This window comes from Acidobacteriota bacterium (genome assembly GCA_040754075.1).
Lineage (GTDB): Bacteria > Acidobacteriota > Blastocatellia > UBA7656 > UBA7656 > JBFMDH01.
The window spans coordinates 1-14,175 of record JBFMDH010000003.1 but is presented as its reverse complement, the minus strand read 5'-3'; the positions used below and the strand labels follow the sequence as shown (position 1 = coordinate 14,175).

14 protein-coding genes and 1 tRNA gene are annotated in these 14,175 nt (G+C 48.0%); 4 read left to right on the top strand and 11 right to left on the bottom strand.

Annotated features, from left to right (window positions below; all coding sequences use genetic code 11):
• Positions 1-71 precede the first annotated feature (71 nt).
• The 11 genes from AB1757_03965 to AB1757_03915 form a co-directional block, all read right to left on the bottom strand.
• Entirely contained in the window at positions 72-518 is a 447-nt protein-coding gene (locus AB1757_03965) for a PIN domain-containing protein (GenBank protein ID MEW6126196.1), read from the bottom strand.
• 11 nt (positions 519-529) lie between these two features.
• Positions 530-760 (bottom strand): hypothetical protein, encoded by a 231-nt coding sequence (locus tag AB1757_03960; protein ID MEW6126195.1) that lies wholly within the window; start codon positions 758-760, stop codon positions 530-532.
• Positions 761-814: 54 nt separating this feature from the next.
• Positions 815-1,105: a UPF0175 family protein gene (locus tag AB1757_03955; protein ID MEW6126194.1), complete on the bottom strand. Its 291-nt coding sequence runs from the start codon at positions 1,103-1,105 to the stop codon at positions 815-817.
• Between the two features lie 73 nt (positions 1,106-1,178).
• Complete coding sequence (locus tag AB1757_03950) at positions 1,179-1,805, bottom strand: HNH endonuclease (protein ID MEW6126193.1); 627 nt, start codon at positions 1,803-1,805, stop codon at positions 1,179-1,181.
• A gap of 310 nt (positions 1,806-2,115) precedes the next feature.
• Positions 2,116-3,486, bottom strand: coding sequence for a DNA phosphorothioation system sulfurtransferase DndC (gene dndC / locus AB1757_03945; GenBank protein MEW6126192.1), 1,371 nt, complete (start codon positions 3,484-3,486; stop codon positions 2,116-2,118).
• Between the two features lie 288 nt (positions 3,487-3,774).
• Complete coding sequence (locus AB1757_03940) at positions 3,775-4,503, bottom strand: hypothetical protein (GenBank protein MEW6126191.1); 729 nt, start codon at positions 4,501-4,503, stop codon at positions 3,775-3,777.
• Positions 4,504-4,588: 85 nt separating this feature from the next.
• Positions 4,589-5,926 carry a S41 family peptidase gene (locus AB1757_03935; GenBank protein ID MEW6126190.1) on the bottom strand — a complete coding sequence of 446 codons (1,338 nt, stop codon included), beginning with the start codon at positions 5,924-5,926 and terminating at the stop codon, positions 4,589-4,591.
• Positions 5,927-6,114: 188 nt separating this feature from the next.
• Entirely contained in the window at positions 6,115-7,281 is a 1,167-nt protein-coding gene (locus AB1757_03930; protein ID MEW6126189.1) for a YARHG domain-containing protein, read from the bottom strand.
• Between the two features lie 68 nt (positions 7,282-7,349).
• Positions 7,350-8,108 (bottom strand): N-acetylmuramoyl-L-alanine amidase, encoded by a 759-nt coding sequence (locus AB1757_03925; protein ID MEW6126188.1) that lies wholly within the window; start codon positions 8,106-8,108, stop codon positions 7,350-7,352.
• Positions 8,105-8,926 (bottom strand): site-specific DNA-methyltransferase, encoded by an 822-nt coding sequence (locus AB1757_03920; GenBank protein MEW6126187.1) that lies wholly within the window; start codon positions 8,924-8,926, stop codon positions 8,105-8,107. The genes AB1757_03925 and AB1757_03920 overlap by 4 nt, the downstream gene beginning before the upstream one ends.
• Positions 8,927-8,928: 2 nt before the next feature.
• Positions 8,929-9,690, bottom strand: coding sequence for a restriction endonuclease (locus tag AB1757_03915; protein ID MEW6126186.1), 762 nt, complete (start codon positions 9,688-9,690; stop codon positions 8,929-8,931).
• Between the two features lie 115 nt (positions 9,691-9,805).
• On the opposite strand from AB1757_03915, the gene trmFO reads away from it, so the two are divergent.
• From trmFO to AB1757_03895, 4 genes are all read left to right on the top strand, one after another.
• Positions 9,806-11,149, top strand: a complete 1,344-nt coding sequence (trmFO, locus tag AB1757_03910; protein MEW6126185.1) for a methylenetetrahydrofolate--tRNA-(uracil(54)-C(5))-methyltransferase (FADH(2)-oxidizing) TrmFO — start codon at positions 9,806-9,808, stop codon at positions 11,147-11,149.
• Between the two features lie 65 nt (positions 11,150-11,214).
• Positions 11,215-12,270: a VWA domain-containing protein gene (locus AB1757_03905; GenBank protein MEW6126184.1), complete on the top strand. Its 1,056-nt coding sequence runs from the start codon at positions 11,215-11,217 to the stop codon at positions 12,268-12,270.
• A 187-nt stretch (positions 12,271-12,457) separates the two neighbouring features.
• A complete protein-coding gene (locus tag AB1757_03900; GenBank protein ID MEW6126183.1) occupies positions 12,458-13,690 on the top strand; it encodes a dipeptidase in 1,233 nt (410 codons plus the stop codon).
• 205 nt (positions 13,691-13,895) lie between these two features.
• Positions 13,896-13,971 (top strand) — tRNA-Thr (locus tag AB1757_03895).
• Positions 13,972-14,175: the final 204 nt, after the last annotated feature.

Here is a 14,175-nt window from a genome sequence, read left to right as displayed (position 1 = left end):
ATGTTTCCTGTTCAATAAAAGTGAAAGACAATTTTTTAGCTTGAGAGGATTTGTCATAACCTCGCGCCATGTTACAGCGACAATTCGTTTAATAATAGAATGTTGATTTCAGAGACCCGTTTGAGTGTGTTGTCATTGGTCAGCAATGCTTGGCAACCCGTAATCAAGGCAATCGAAACTTGCAGGGCATCTGTGAGCGTTAAATTGTAACGCGCCCGCAATTCGGCAGCCCGCCTTGCGCTTTCCTGATCAATCGGTGTGAAAATCGTATTGTTCCCATAAACAATGAGGTCTGAGAAATCCACTTGTAATTGAATCGCCCCTGAACGATAGGGTTCAACTAAACATTCCGCCAAGGTCACAGGGGAAGTTACAGCGGTGAGCAATCCTGAATCTATCTGGTCAAAAACAGTTTTGACCAGATCAATATAAGATGGATTTTTTTCGACGTAGTAAATGACGGGTGCCGTATCAAGAAATACCTGTGTAGTATTTTGTAGAGCGTCGGTGATGTTCATAAAAGCTGTCTCTACCGATTTTCATCGCTTTCGCGGCGGCTGCGCGATACCCAGTCTTGTGCATCTTCGCCGACCAACGGATAGGGCGCAACGCCACAAATCTCTTTCCATTGACGGCGCGGCTTAGATGATGGATAGCTGCGCCGCGCTCTGTCCGCGAGATGGGCAATCAGTTTCAACTGCTCGTCGGGTGAAAGTTTTTCGGATTGTTTGATTAACTCGTCCAGTAAATTTGCTGCCATGACTTTTCCTTCAATCGAATGACTATGCGATTTTCGGCATACTCGAAATTCGTTTCAACTTTGGCTTGTATCGTGGGCAAAACGGCTTTGCCACTTCAATTCTCTTTTCAAATCATTCATATCTACGACGAAAACCTCTTCGTGTTGCCGCGCCAGTTCTAATAAAAACCCTGTGCGGTCAAGACCGGCAATTTCGGCAGCTTTTTCTTGAGAAATTTCGCCGCGCTCATACCAATGAATCGCCGCCGCAAGTCGCATCTCACGGGCAAACTCTTCGGGCGAACGTCGTAAAGCTGAAAACGCTTCTTCGGATATTTGCAAAGTTATTTCTCTAACCGTTGCCATCGTGATTAGGATTCTACTCTCAATACCTTAATCGGTACATAGATGACGCACACATCTCAAACGCTTGGGGAAATTAGTTTTGAAATTTATGGCTGCGATGCCAATGTATTGAATGAAGTGAAGGAAAAAACGGTTTTTGAGGCGGCAAGATGATTTCTTTTCCTCGGAGCGATTTGATTACCATTTCTTTAGAGCCACTTTCCTCGAATGCCGAAGAAACCATGATTTTATAGCGATCATCAAGCGCGATGATTCCAATATCAAAAGCCCAGTGATGCAATTTGCACAAAGCCAGACCATTGCCAATGCCGTCGTCATGCGATTCGGAAAAGGGAATGATGTGCGCGGCATCAACTGCGGATGTTCCGTTGAGGGTGATGATTCTCAAACAGCAAGCAGCGCAAGTATAGTCATAAAGTTTCATAATCACGCTGCGAAATGCTGCACTACGAAGCGGCGTTTCAGGAATTTCTTTTTGCCTGATGAGCATTTTTTGTTCAGCCTGTTTAATCAACATTTCTTCCAAATTGTTTATTTGACGATTTTCACTCACTACTGCTTGAACCAATTCGCTTTGATTGCCGAAGTAAGTTTTTATGAGCGTCTGTCGAATGATTTCTCGCGTTTCAGGCTTTAGATATAAGATGAAAAGGTCTTCATCCAAACTTGCATAAGCGACGACCTGAGCAAGTTGCGGCATACTTTTATATTGATTGATAGCGGCGAAAACAGTTTCTTGATCCTTCTTTGCATGAAGATGCCAAAAGCCGGATGATTTCAAATGATTAAACGGCAGAAACGGTCTCGGTGGTATTAGACCGATTCGAGAGGCATACCTCATATAAGCGTCAACGAGTTGCGGTGAAGGACTGATTTTGTTTTCAGTAATAGCTCCTTGTTCAATCAAATCCAGAACCGCTAAAAGCAATATCGGTTTATGTAAGGCAGGTTTTCCATGTGCGCGGTCTATACGTAGCTTCTGAATTTTATTGAGGTAATAGGTTAAAATATCAGGCATGAGTTAAAGGAGACGCATCTTCGGTTCTTTTCAAATACATTCTCAACGCTCTATCAATATCTTGAAACAATCCGTGTCGGCGCATCAGACCGCTTTTGTCTTTTTCGATCTGCGCGAGTTGTTCGATCAATTCAGGGGGAACGCCTTCTTCGGCGCAAATCTGTTCCAGAAGTTCACGCTCCTCTTTGCGTCGTTTGACGATTTCATCTCTCACGACCAATACCTCTTTGCCGAAAACTTCTTTATAAATTTCCGCGACTACCGGCGCGTCGTGAAAATCGTGATGCCATATCCACTGGATAGCAGACAACTCTTCTTCGGAAATTAAATTTAACCCGGTCTCTTGCTGAACTGTAAGTAATCTTCGCAAAATCGCTTCACGGGCTGCTTTTGTAAACGGGCCGGTTCCATCACTCAAATCACGCCGCCAGGTTTGCCGCATCGTCAAATCATTGCGAATCTCGCGCAACCAGTCGCGCATATCAAGCATCGGTTCCATCCACGTTTCGCCTGCGTCAATCAAACCCTCCATTGATTTGTCTACGTCAACGACGGTACAGACCCAGCAACCGAAACGCGAATTGCCGCAACTCGGCGTGCTGGTGTCAATCACCAGCGGGCATTCACCGCCCGAAGCATTGCGATAAAGCGTGTAGAGTTTGCTGTTGCTTGCGCCCCACGGCGATGGCACGTTCAAAAGATAATTCCAGATGTCCCGGTCGGAAAGGTTGGCAATCGGCGCATAAACAAAGACGCCGGGCAACGTATGGCGGCGCAGGCGATGCCCTTTGCGTTCGTAACTCTTCATTGATTGCGCACGGTTGGAACTCTCGGCTTTGCGCGTGCCAAGCAGAATGATTGCCTCACCATCGCTTGTCACCTTTTTGATGTACTCGCTGGTCGGGTTGATCTTCATGCGTTCCGTACACCAGCGAAAGAAGCGATTGGGCGACGGATAGCCTTTGCCGATCAGGTTGACCCAAAACGAGTCTGCCAAAGTCGGCGTGACTTTGGCGACGGTTATCGGCAATTTTAATTTCTCTCCTGCCCGGCGAATTTTATCGAGGGTGTCGTCAATGAAGCGAACCACCGCAGGGTTTTCAACCAGCGTATCGTTGCAAAGGACATGAATTTCTTTACGCAATTCAGATTTGGAAAGCGATTTCAACGCATTAAAGACCATCTGTAAAAGCGTGGTTGAATCTTTGCCGCCGCTGAAGCCAACAATCCATGGTCGGTCATCGGCTTTGTATTGCGTGATGATTTCGATAGTGGTGTCTTTAACGATGGTTTTGAGTGAGAGTGTGCTTTCAGTTTCGACAGCAAGTAAAACATCGGTATTGACCGGTGTAGTTGAAGCCATCAGGGTGCCCCATTCAAAAGATTTCCATTACCCGAACGCAAACTATATTTGGTGTTCGGTCACAAGGCGCGACGCAATATGCTGTAGCTTCCTGCTCAAACAATGCGCCGGCGCTATGAGTGGATGGCGATTGTATCAAACCCCATAAGCATTTCAAAACTTATTGGCAACGCTCGAAAATATATCCTTTTTTTGCAGGGATTAAGACGCTGTGAATAAACCGAAAACCGCCGATGGTCATTCGCTATCGGCGGTTTGGATGTAACTTACCGGACGGCTCCATCACCTCTATTGTCCGGCGGGTTTGTTGAATTTCGCTTCGTCAATGGCGACGTTGTGTTTGATTTCCGTGAACTTGATGACAAAGCTGATGGCATCGGAATTTTGTTTGATGGTAAAGGGAATTTTCACGCCATCGATTTCTTTGTAATCTTCAAACAAAACCTGAACATTCATGGTGCCCTGTGGGGATTCGCGGGTCGCGTCTTGCCGTACCAAGAGTCCCGACTGAGCGTCGAAATAAAAAGTTTCCGCAGTTCCGCTCGCAGGGGTGGCAACGATGACATAAGCTTCGCCGGTGGCGAGTTTTTCTTTGCCTTTGAGTTCCATCTTGGGAAACAACTCTTTGAGTTTGATGTCGCGATGAAACTCGGCATCGAGTTTGGCGGCGGCTAACTCCGAACCGCTTAAATCGCGCATACCGCTTTGCGGGTCGGATGACCAACCGGCGGTTCCCGTGAAGCCCTGTTGGACAACCCCAAAACCATCAATGTTGATGATCATAAGCGTTTTGTTCGGCGCTTTCGCATAAGCATCCAGGGAACCGTTTGCGCCAAATGCCGGAACCTCGAAATTGCCTTTGCCGACACGACTGTTCAGTTTTTCCACCGCCGCTTTGCCGCCGATGGCTTGCACATATTTGTCAAGAATCTGGTCAATCGTTGGCGCTTTATCCTGACCAAACGCCGGAGCGATTGCCGCTAAAACTAAAAAAAGGCTCACTAATACTTTTTTCATAATTCTCCTCTATGAATTGAACCGAATAATTATTGAACGAGCGCAGGATGCGGCATCGCTCAAGTTGACTATCCAAAAACTGAAGCTAACGGCTGAGTGCCGAGACACTCTTTGCCCGTTTCTGTATTTGTTCGATAGCTTTTTCAAGTTGCATATCGCGTCCCTGCAATAAACTGGCGCGGGTTAATTTCACTTCGACGTTGGGAATCACGCCACGACCTTCGAGCAATACGCCTTTCGGGGTTTTGAAATCGGCAATGGCAAATTGCAACAACGCGCCGGTCGGCAATTTTTGAAAAGTAGAAGGCAATGCCGCGCCCAGGCTGCGTTCGCCGACAATTACCGCCCGTCCAAGTTCCTGCATGCCGCCGGCAAAAATTTCCGAAGTCGAAGCGCTCGCCCCGTCAATTAAAATCACCACGGGTTTCAGATTCACTTCGCGTTGCGGAAAGATCACAAACCGCACTTCACTGGTTCGCATGCGCATGGTGCCAAGCGAACCCGATTGATTCGATAACACGCTGGCAATCGTTGAAGCCATGCCGCCGACGCCGCCCGGATTGCCGCGCAAATCAAAAATTACGCCTTCGGTATCGGTCATCGAACGCACCGCCGCTTTAATGCGGTCGGTCAAATTCAAGGCGAAGGTATTGAAGCGAATGTAGCCGATGTTGCCAGCCAGGCGTTTGGTTTCAATCTCTGTGTATTGTGGCGGGAAATTGCCGAGCGGTTTCGACATTTCGCCTTTCAGGCGTTCGCGCTCAAGAGCGATTTCGCGCTCCTTGTTGCGGTCGTTCTGATAAGTGAAACGGACGCTTTCACCGGGCTTGCCGTTCAGACGCGCAAGCACCGCGCGCATGGTTCGCAAATTTGTCCAGGCGATTGGCTCTTTGCGTTTTTTGGCGCGTTCAAACAACTCTTCGACCGTGGTGTTTTCGATTTTTTTAATCACAAAACCTGAGCGAATACCGGCTTGTTCGGCTTTCGACTCAGGTTCAACGCGGGTGATGACGGCTTTACCGTCGAGCATTCGCACATCGATGCCGATGCCGCCGTTGGGCGGTTCTTTGACATCATCGGGCACGATGGCTTCGGGTGGAATGATGTTGAAATGCGATTGATGCAATTCGCCGAGCATCTCTTGCAACAGGACATAAAGCGCATTGTTATCATTGATGCTTGCCAGGCGCGGCTCGTATTTATCGCGCACTTTGAACCAGTCAACGCCGCCCAGCGTCGGGTCGAAATGTTTATCTTTGACCGTGCGCCAGACGACCTCGAAAGTCTCTTTGCGAATTTCCGCTGTGCTTTTGCTGTCGGTAGTGTGGGCAATGGCGGTTGCCGGTTGCGCAGTCGGGGTCTGCGCCTTAATAGAACCTGTTAGAGACAAAATCAACAGGGCGATTAATAAAATTTTTTTCATTCCCAAAACCTCTTTGGCTATTGTAGCAGTTGAAAAGGCGGACAGAGAGACGAACGACGAGAAAAAATCTGATGTTTCCGAAAAAAATTTAAGCTGCCGGGGTAAGCGGTAACTGCTCGCTCCGGCATCCATTTTCTGTTGACTGATTTGGTTGAGGTCCCGACACGCGGGACTTTGCGGTTGCCTTATCAGCCCTCGACCATATCCATCAAACTGGTCGCCTGTTTTTCATATGCGCGAATGGTGGCGATATTGGTCTTTTCGGTTGGCGTGAGCATCGCTTCAGAAAAACGCGGGTTGGCTTTATACCACGAAAAGCTCGCGTAATATTTATTCAGCCATTTGTCTTTGAATACCTTGCCGCGTCGCGCATAAATTTCATTGCGCAATTTACTGGCATCTTCCAAAAACATGCCTTCAAGCAAATCTCTGGTGATGACTTTGTTGCCCAACTCCTGGTGAATGCGATTTTCATAAGCGACGATGGTGGCGATGTTCTGTTTTTCGATTGCCGACAGTTCCGGCTCGCCGAAATCATCCATCGGCTTGTACCAATCCTGTGAATAGAAATAATCGGCAATCCAGAAGGTACGAAACTGTCTGCCACGTCGCGCATAAATTTCATTTCTGAGAATTCTCAGTTCATACAAGCTCAAACCTTTCAGTAAATCTTCGGTCAACGCTTGATTTTGAAAATATGCCATGTCGCCGGGCGAGAGTTTTAAATTGCGTTGCTCTTTGGTTGCCGCAGCAATCAATGCCATATTCCGGCGTTCGATTTCCGAAAGCGTTTTCGGGTCGTATTTTTCTGCGGAGGTGTACCAGTAACGTTCCTCAAAATAGGTTTGCAAGGTCGGTTCATCATCGAAGCGTTTGCCATGAATCGCTTCGATTTCGGCGCGCATGACATGCAGTTCGGCAAGCGAATGTTTGCCGAGCATTTCACGTGTGATGATGCGGTCGCGATAGAAACGCAAATCGCCGGGTTCAACCTTCATATGTTTTTTCGATTCCGTTTCGCGTATCAAATCAATATTTTTGCGCTCGGTGTCATTGAGCAGGCTGTTTTTGAATTCATCGGTCGGTTCGTACCACTGGCGCGAATAAAGGTAGTCGGAAATATCGGGTTCGCGGAAGATGCGTCCGTGTTTACCAAAGACAATTCCGCGAAGCAGTGAGAGTTCTTTCAAGGTGAGCGGTTGAATCTGTTCGGGTTTAATGATTTGTTTGGCAAAATCGAATTTTTCCCAGCGGTCGAGATTAGCAAACTTTTGCCAGGTGAAACCGCTAAGCAAAGTGATGATGCAGGTGGCGAATAACCCGGCTCTTAAAATTCGCTTCAATCTGTTTGGCATAAGCTTTTCCTTTCGCATTTCAACATTCAAGGCTCGCGCTTAGATGCGACTTGAGCGAGCGCGATGCTTTACGGATTTTGTTGCAGGTATAGTTTAATCCCTGCGGCAATAGCCTGCGCCATTTTCAGTTGTCCATCTTCGGTCTTGATGAATTCGGCATCCGATGGATTGCTGAGCACCACCATTTCAACCAGCACTGCCGGGACTTGGGAAAAGATCGAACCGGTGAGCGCGCCCTGCTTGGAACCGACAAAAGTTTGCGAATCGCCGCGCGCCCCGCCATCTTTCAACACCCCCTCAAGAACGCCTGCCATGCCTTGATGAACGAAATCGGCGGCGATGCGGCTGCGGTCAATCACCGTTTGCGCGGGGCCTGTGACCCCTTGCACAGTGCCTTGCCGGTCGGGACTGTAAATGGCATAACCGTTATCCTGCGAAGCATCGCAATGCAGGCGAATCATCAAATCGGCTTTGGCGCGATTGGCAGTTTCGGCGCGCGCTTTATTGGTGACCTGTTGATTCTCTTTCTGCTTGGTCATGACAACTTTGATGCCTTCGGCTTCGAGCAGTTTTTTTAATTTCAAAGCGACGACCCAGACGATGTGAACTTCGGTGGTGCCGTTTTGCACGACACTTCCGGCGCTGGTTTCCGAAGGATGTCCGGGGTCAATGCAGACCACGCGCTTGGAAAAACCCGGCGCTTTATTTACACCTTTGAATTTGTCTGCTTGATTGGATTGGTCAGTGTTGGATTTGAATTGTGAACTTTGCGCGAAACAGCTTTGGAGAAGTAGACATAAAACAGATGTCAGAACAATGATTTTCATTGGGAATTTCCTATTTCAAAAAGCAAGGCAGCCTGTGAAGCATCATCTTTCGGCAAATCTTTCGGGGTTCGTTGTACTCTTGGGTCGATGGAATCAAAATTGGTGAATATCGAATTCACTCGTCTTTGGCTCAGGGCGATGTATTCGGGGTTGATGTCAATGCCTATGGATTTACGCTTTAGTACCTGTGCAACTCTACAGGTTGTGCCGCTACCAACGAAAGGGTCGATAACAACATCGTTTGGATTTGAGCTGGCTCGAATTATTCGCTCCAACAACGCCTCAGGTTTTTGCGTAGGGTGGTTTTCTCTCTCTTCGCTACAGTAATGGACGTGAGAAAACTGCCAGACATCGCCGGGGTTTGCGCCTGCCATGTTATTTCTTTCTCGATAATATTTTTGCGGAACTCGGATATCGTCGAGGTTAAAAGTAAATTTTTGCGATTTTGTAAAATACAAAATGTCTTCGTGTCTTGGCGAAAAGCCGTTTTTACGACCCATCCCTTGTGTGTAATGCCAGGTTATCCAACCGTTGAAGACCAGCCCTAAAGATTCTTCCATCATTAGAAATAATCTGGAGATGAATCGCACACCCATAAAGACATAAATTGAGCCAGAAGGTTTCAACAGACGCTTTGCTTCATTAAGCCATTTCAGTGTAAACGCTTCATATTCGTGCCAAGCCTTCAAATCCAGATTGTTGCCATAATTTTTGCCGAGATTATAAGGGGGGTCTGCAATAATAAGGTCAGCGGAGTCATCGGGCATTTTCTCCATCTCTTCAATTGCATCTCCGCAAATCAGTTGTGGAATCTCCATCCTTAACTCTCCTTAACCCATTGATACTTCTTCGCCATTTTTAACCAAGCATCCTTTCCCCTTGAACGAATAAATTTACCATCCAGAATTTGCAAGAATTCCCAAGTCGTTCGCCGTTCAACTGTGACATAGTGTATATCTCGTATTTGTATCTGACCAGTACCCAGAGCCGGATTGTAACTGATGTCTGATGTGGAAATGTATTTCAAATCATAAGCGGCAAACGACACTACTTCCATAATTCCATTGGTCATTGCCGTCACAATATCTTTCTCCGAATAGACGCGGTGCTTTAGAGAAAGAATGATAAAAATGTAATCCGGGTCATCAAGGTACTCGGAACGAATGCGCGCAAAAGAAGTGATATTTGGGCTTTTGCCCGAAGTTACGATGTCTTCGGCAGTCGCTTTTACATCTACATTGGCAGAAAGATATTCAACGGAGTTGTCCTGGCGTTTGAATTGCAAAACGATGTCGAAAGGGTCTAAACGTTTTCCCGCCTGAACATTGATTAACTCAAATTCATTACCGGAGAGTTCGGCTATCGTTTCAAACTGCTCTAGCGCCCAAGCTTCAACAAAAGGCCCTGCTACCTTATTTATATTTTCAAGCGGTAATCCACGTTTGAGATTGGTATGAATGAAAATTCGGTTTCTACCTGCGTCTATGGCTGCTTTGATGATAGTAGAAATTTGTTCGATGACATAGGCTGATGAATCAGGATAGGCGGAGCTTTCTTGAGGAATTTTAAAAATTACATCCATAGCTGATTGTCTTCTGAAAGAATTAGCTTGCCAGTTTATCCGATTGCTTGAAGCGCAAACAAGCAATGTGACTCTTTGATAGCTTTCAATCGCTGATGTTAAGATGAAATTTTCTATGACAAGTGTAAATCAGGTTACAGTGATTGGCGGCGGGCTTGCGGGCAGCGAAGCCGCCTGGCAAGCCGCAGAGCGCGGCGCGAAGGTTCGCCTCTATGAGATGCGCCCGATGCGTCCGACACCTGCGCACCAGAGCGCCAACCTCGGTGAAATCGTCTGCTCGAATTCACTCAAATCGGATGAGCCGGGAACTGCGCCTTTCATGTTAAAAGAGGAGTTAAGGCGCGGCGGTTCGTTGCTGCTTTCGGTTGCTCATCAAACAGCGGTTCCGGCAGGCGCAGCCCTTGCGGTTGACCGCGAAAAATTTTCCGAAGAAGTGACGCGCCGCATCAGCGCCCATCCGAATATTGAAATCATTCGCCAAGAGATTACCGCAATTCCTGCCGAAGGCGTGGTCATCATTGCCACCGGGCCGCTCACCTCGCCGGCGCTTTCTGCGGCAATCAGCCAGCTCACAGGTTCAACCCATCTCTATTTCTATGACGCGATTTCACCCATCGTTGATGCCGAAACCATCAACTACACAATCGTCTGGCGGGCGGCGCGTTACGATAAAGGCGGTGCCGATTATCTCAATTGCCCGTTTGATGAAGCCGCGTATCAAAGGTTTTACGAAGCTTTGCTTGCCGCTGAATCCGTCGCCTTGCATGAGTTTGAAGAGACCTTGTTTTTCGAGGCGTGCTTGCCAATTGAAGAGATTGCCCGGCGCGGCATCGATACTTTGCGTTTCGGGCCGATGAAACCCGTAGGTCTCGTCAATCCGCGCACCGGAAAAATTCCTTACGCGGTGGTGCAACTCCGTCAGGAAAACCTGCTTGCCGACAGTTACAACATCGTCGGCTTTCAAAATCATCTGAAATTTGGCGCGCAAAAGGCTGTGCTGCAATTGATTCCCGGTCTTGAACATGCCGAATTCATACGCTTCGGGCAGGTGCATCGCAATACCTTTATCTGTTCGCCTGCGCTGTTAAATGAAACCTTGCAAATGAAAGCGCAGCCGCGCATTCTCTTTGCGGGACAAATTTCCGGCGTCGAAGGTTATATCGAAGCGATGGCGACAGGGTTTATGGCAGGCGTCAATGCAGCGCGCATCGCACAAGGGAAAGCGATTGAAAAGCCGCCGCGGCGCACGGCAATGGGCAGCCTCACGAATTATGTCGCGAATGCCGAAGCGAAAAATTTTCAGCCGATGAATATCATGTTTGGACTGCTGCCGCCGCTCGATACAGAACTTCGCAAGAAAGCCAAAGGCAAACGCGAGCGTCATCAGGTGCAGGTTGAACTCGGATTAAAGGATTTCGATGAGTGGCGTAGCGGCTATTTATCCAACGGTTCACAATGAACAAAGCTTGAAGTGGGAACGTAAACTCCAACGACCAGCTTAGGACAGTAAGGTAGCGCAAAACGGTGAAGCAAATATTTAAACGATTTCCATTCGCCTGGTTGGTGGCGTTTTGTCTGGTGTCATTGATGCAGACTTTGGCGTTCTCGCAATCGGGCAGGCAAACTCAGCCTACAAAACCAACAACGCAAAAACCATCGGCTCCGCCCGCGCAAACCGAAACCCGCCCGCGTCGCGTCAACTCGGATGAACCCGCGAAAGATGATGACGCGCCGATTAAACTATCCGCCGATTTAGTCACCGCGATAACTTCCGTTACCGACAATGCCGGTAATCAAATCAATGATTTGACCCGCCAGGATTTCGTGGTTTACGAAGACAATAAACCGCAGGACATCGAAGGCGTCTATCGCGAAGGGCAGTTGCCTTTGCGACTGGTTTTTCTGTTCGATACGTCGACTTCGATTCGTTCGCGCTTTGATTTTGAACAGCGGGCGGCAGCGCAATTTTTCCGCAACGTGATGCGCGCCGGCGATACGGCAGCGATTATCAGCGTCTCAAGCGATGTGCGGTTGGAACTGGCGCTTACCGGCGACCTGGAACAACTGGTGCACTCCTTGGCGAACCTGAAACCGCAAGGCGCAACGGCGCTTTATAATGCACTGAGCGAAGGCGCAAAATATTTGCGTTCGGTGGAAGGTCGTCGCGTGATGGTCGTGCTCTCGGACGGTACGGACACGGCATCGGGCATAACGCTTGCGCAGGCGTTAAAAGATGTGCAGATGTCGGACATTGTGATTTATTCGGTGCATTCGACTGGAATTGCGCCTTCGCTGAATGTACAGGATTTGGGTGGCGAATTCGTATTAAAAGCCATGTGCGAAGATACCGGCGGCAAAGCATTTTTTCCGCCGATATATGATGACCCGAAAAAAGAGGTGCGCGATCTGGAGGAAATTTACAAACGCATTGCCGCCGAAGTTCGCGCCCAATATGTGCTGACCTATTATTCAAAAAACGACAGCCGCGCTAAAGTCTTTCGCGAGATTCGCGTCGAAGTCAAACGCGCGGGTTTGCAAGTCCGCGCCCGACGCGGCTATTACACATCAAAAGAACGATGAAGTATGAAATAGGAACGATGAACCACGGAAACTTTTCTATTCCTCCTTCGTCCTGAACGGCTTCATCGTTTCCAGAAAAGGATTTCACCCGATGACTGCAAAGGTTAAACTTTTACTGACGTTTTGTTCTATTGCTTTAATCGCGTTGCCCTCAATCATCATTGCACAAAGCCCGACAAAGAGAATTATGTCAAAACAAACGAATACAACTGATGACGCGGCGCTTCGCGCTCGCGCTGAACGCTTGCACCGCGATTCTATGGTTATCGATACCCACAACGATGTCACCACGCCGATTATGGATGACGGATTCGATTTGGGAATGAACGGTGCCGACCCCAACGGCAAAATTAAAACCCACACCGATTTGCTGAGAATGAAAAAAGGCGGACTCGACGCACAGTTTTTCGCCATCTATGTTGATAAAATATTCGTCAACAAAAAACCCTCGGAGGGCGGCGGCGCAGCCCGTCGCGCGCTTGATATGATTGATGTGGTTTACCATCAGATTCACCGCCACCCGGAGGTTTTGGAACCGGCAACCACGGCAAGCGACATTCGCCGCATTGCCAGGAAAAATAAGATTGCCGCACTCATGGGCATCGAAGGCGGACACGCCATCGAAGACAGCCTGGGGACGCTTAGAATGTTTCATAAACTCGGTGTGCGCTATATGACACTCACGCATACCAACACCAACAACTGGGCGGATTCCGAAGCTGATTTAAATAATCCGAATGTCAAACATCACGACGGATTGAATACGTTCGGTCGCGAAGTGGTTCGGGAAATGAATCGTCTGGGAATGATGGTCGATATTTCACACGTTGCCGATAAGACATTTTACGATGTGATTGAAACCACGAAAGCGCCGGTCATCGCTTCGCACTCATCGTGTCGTGCGCTGGCTAATCACACCCGCAATATGACCGACGATATGCTCAAGGCTTTAGCGAAAAACGGCGGCGTGATTATGATCAATTTTTATAATGGGTTCGTAGATGGTCGCAAAGCCGAATGGACGATGAAATCGCGGGCGCGCGAAGAAGAGTTGAAACAACAATACCCAAACGACGCCAAGCGCGTTGCCGAAGAGTTGAAGGCCTGGCGCGACGCCAACAAGATTGATGAAATCGGCGCAACTCCGTTTGCCATGTTGATGGATCAATTCGTTCACGCGATTAAAGTGGCAGGCATCGACCATGTCGGCATCGGCGCGGATTTCGATGGCATTCCGCTGGATGGCTCGCCAACAGGAATGGAAGATGTATCGAAATTGCCGAATATCACCATGGAACTGATGAAGCGCGGGTTTTCCGATGCCGATATTAAAAAAGTGCTGGGCGAAAATTTATTGCGCGTAATGGGCGAAGTCGAGCGCATTGCACAAAGCCTGCAAGCCGAAGCGCACAAGAAATAAATCATTCGCTTGAAGCGCATGGATTTTTCAAAAGTATCCGCCCCATGCGCTTTATCCGCCGAATCCGAAGATAAATTTTACCTTTGGGCGATAAGCAATTCACTGCTGAAAAGCAATTGAAAATTTCATAACGAGTGAAATCGAAATGCTTGACAGTCAGGCGTAGGGTCTTGTACTTTGAAAAGTCTTCATTGACAGTTGAAAAGCCAGCGTAGCTCAGTTGGTAGAGCATCGGTTTCGTAAACCGGAGGTCAGGGGTTCAAGTCCCCTCGCTGGCTCCATATTTTCAACGACTTAGCGGTAGTCCCAACTCCTTAAATCCTATTATCTACAGATTCATCTACAGGTACAACAAAAGAGAGGGTGTAAAAAATTTTGTGTAAACGGTCATAGACCCGTAGAGTTTTTATTCTACGATTGGAGGGACTATGACTAAAGAATCTTCTTCTATTAATATTGACCTGATTGACCAACTCCTCAAGGAC

Bases quoted from the DNA above. Each gene is read 5' to 3' on its own strand.
- AB1757_03965 (MEW6126196.1), bottom strand. From the start codon at position 518: ATGAACATCACCGACGCTCTACAAAATACTACACAGGTATTTCTTGAT.
- AB1757_03960 (MEW6126195.1), bottom strand. From the start codon at position 760: ATGGCAGCAAATTTACTGGACGAGTTAATCAAACAATCCGAAAAACTT.
- AB1757_03955 (MEW6126194.1), bottom strand. From the start codon at position 1,105: ATGGCAACGGTTAGAGAAATAACTTTGCAAATATCCGAAGAAGCGTTT.
- AB1757_03950 (MEW6126193.1), bottom strand. From the start codon at position 1,805: ATGCCGCAACTTGCTCAGGTCGTCGCTTATGCAAGTTTGGATGAAGAC.
- dndC (MEW6126192.1), bottom strand. From the start codon at position 3,486: ATGGCTTCAACTACACCGGTCAATACCGATGTTTTACTTGCTGTCGAA.
- AB1757_03940 (MEW6126191.1), bottom strand. From the start codon at position 4,503: ATGAAAAAAGTATTAGTGAGCCTTTTTTTAGTTTTAGCGGCAATCGCT.
- AB1757_03935 (MEW6126190.1), bottom strand. From the start codon at position 5,926: ATGAAAAAAATTTTATTAATCGCCCTGTTGATTTTGTCTCTAACAGGT.
- AB1757_03930 (MEW6126189.1), bottom strand. From the start codon at position 7,281: ATGCCAAACAGATTGAAGCGAATTTTAAGAGCCGGGTTATTCGCCACC.
- AB1757_03925 (MEW6126188.1), bottom strand. From the start codon at position 8,108: ATGAAAATCATTGTTCTGACATCTGTTTTATGTCTACTTCTCCAAAGC.
- AB1757_03920 (MEW6126187.1), bottom strand. From the start codon at position 8,926: ATGGAGATTCCACAACTGATTTGCGGAGATGCAATTGAAGAGATGGAG.
- AB1757_03915 (MEW6126186.1), bottom strand. From the start codon at position 9,690: ATGGATGTAATTTTTAAAATTCCTCAAGAAAGCTCCGCCTATCCTGAT.
- trmFO (MEW6126185.1), top strand. From the start codon at position 9,806: ATGACAAGTGTAAATCAGGTTACAGTGATTGGCGGCGGGCTTGCGGGC.
- AB1757_03900 (MEW6126183.1), top strand. From the start codon at position 12,458: ATGTCAAAACAAACGAATACAACTGATGACGCGGCGCTTCGCGCTCGC.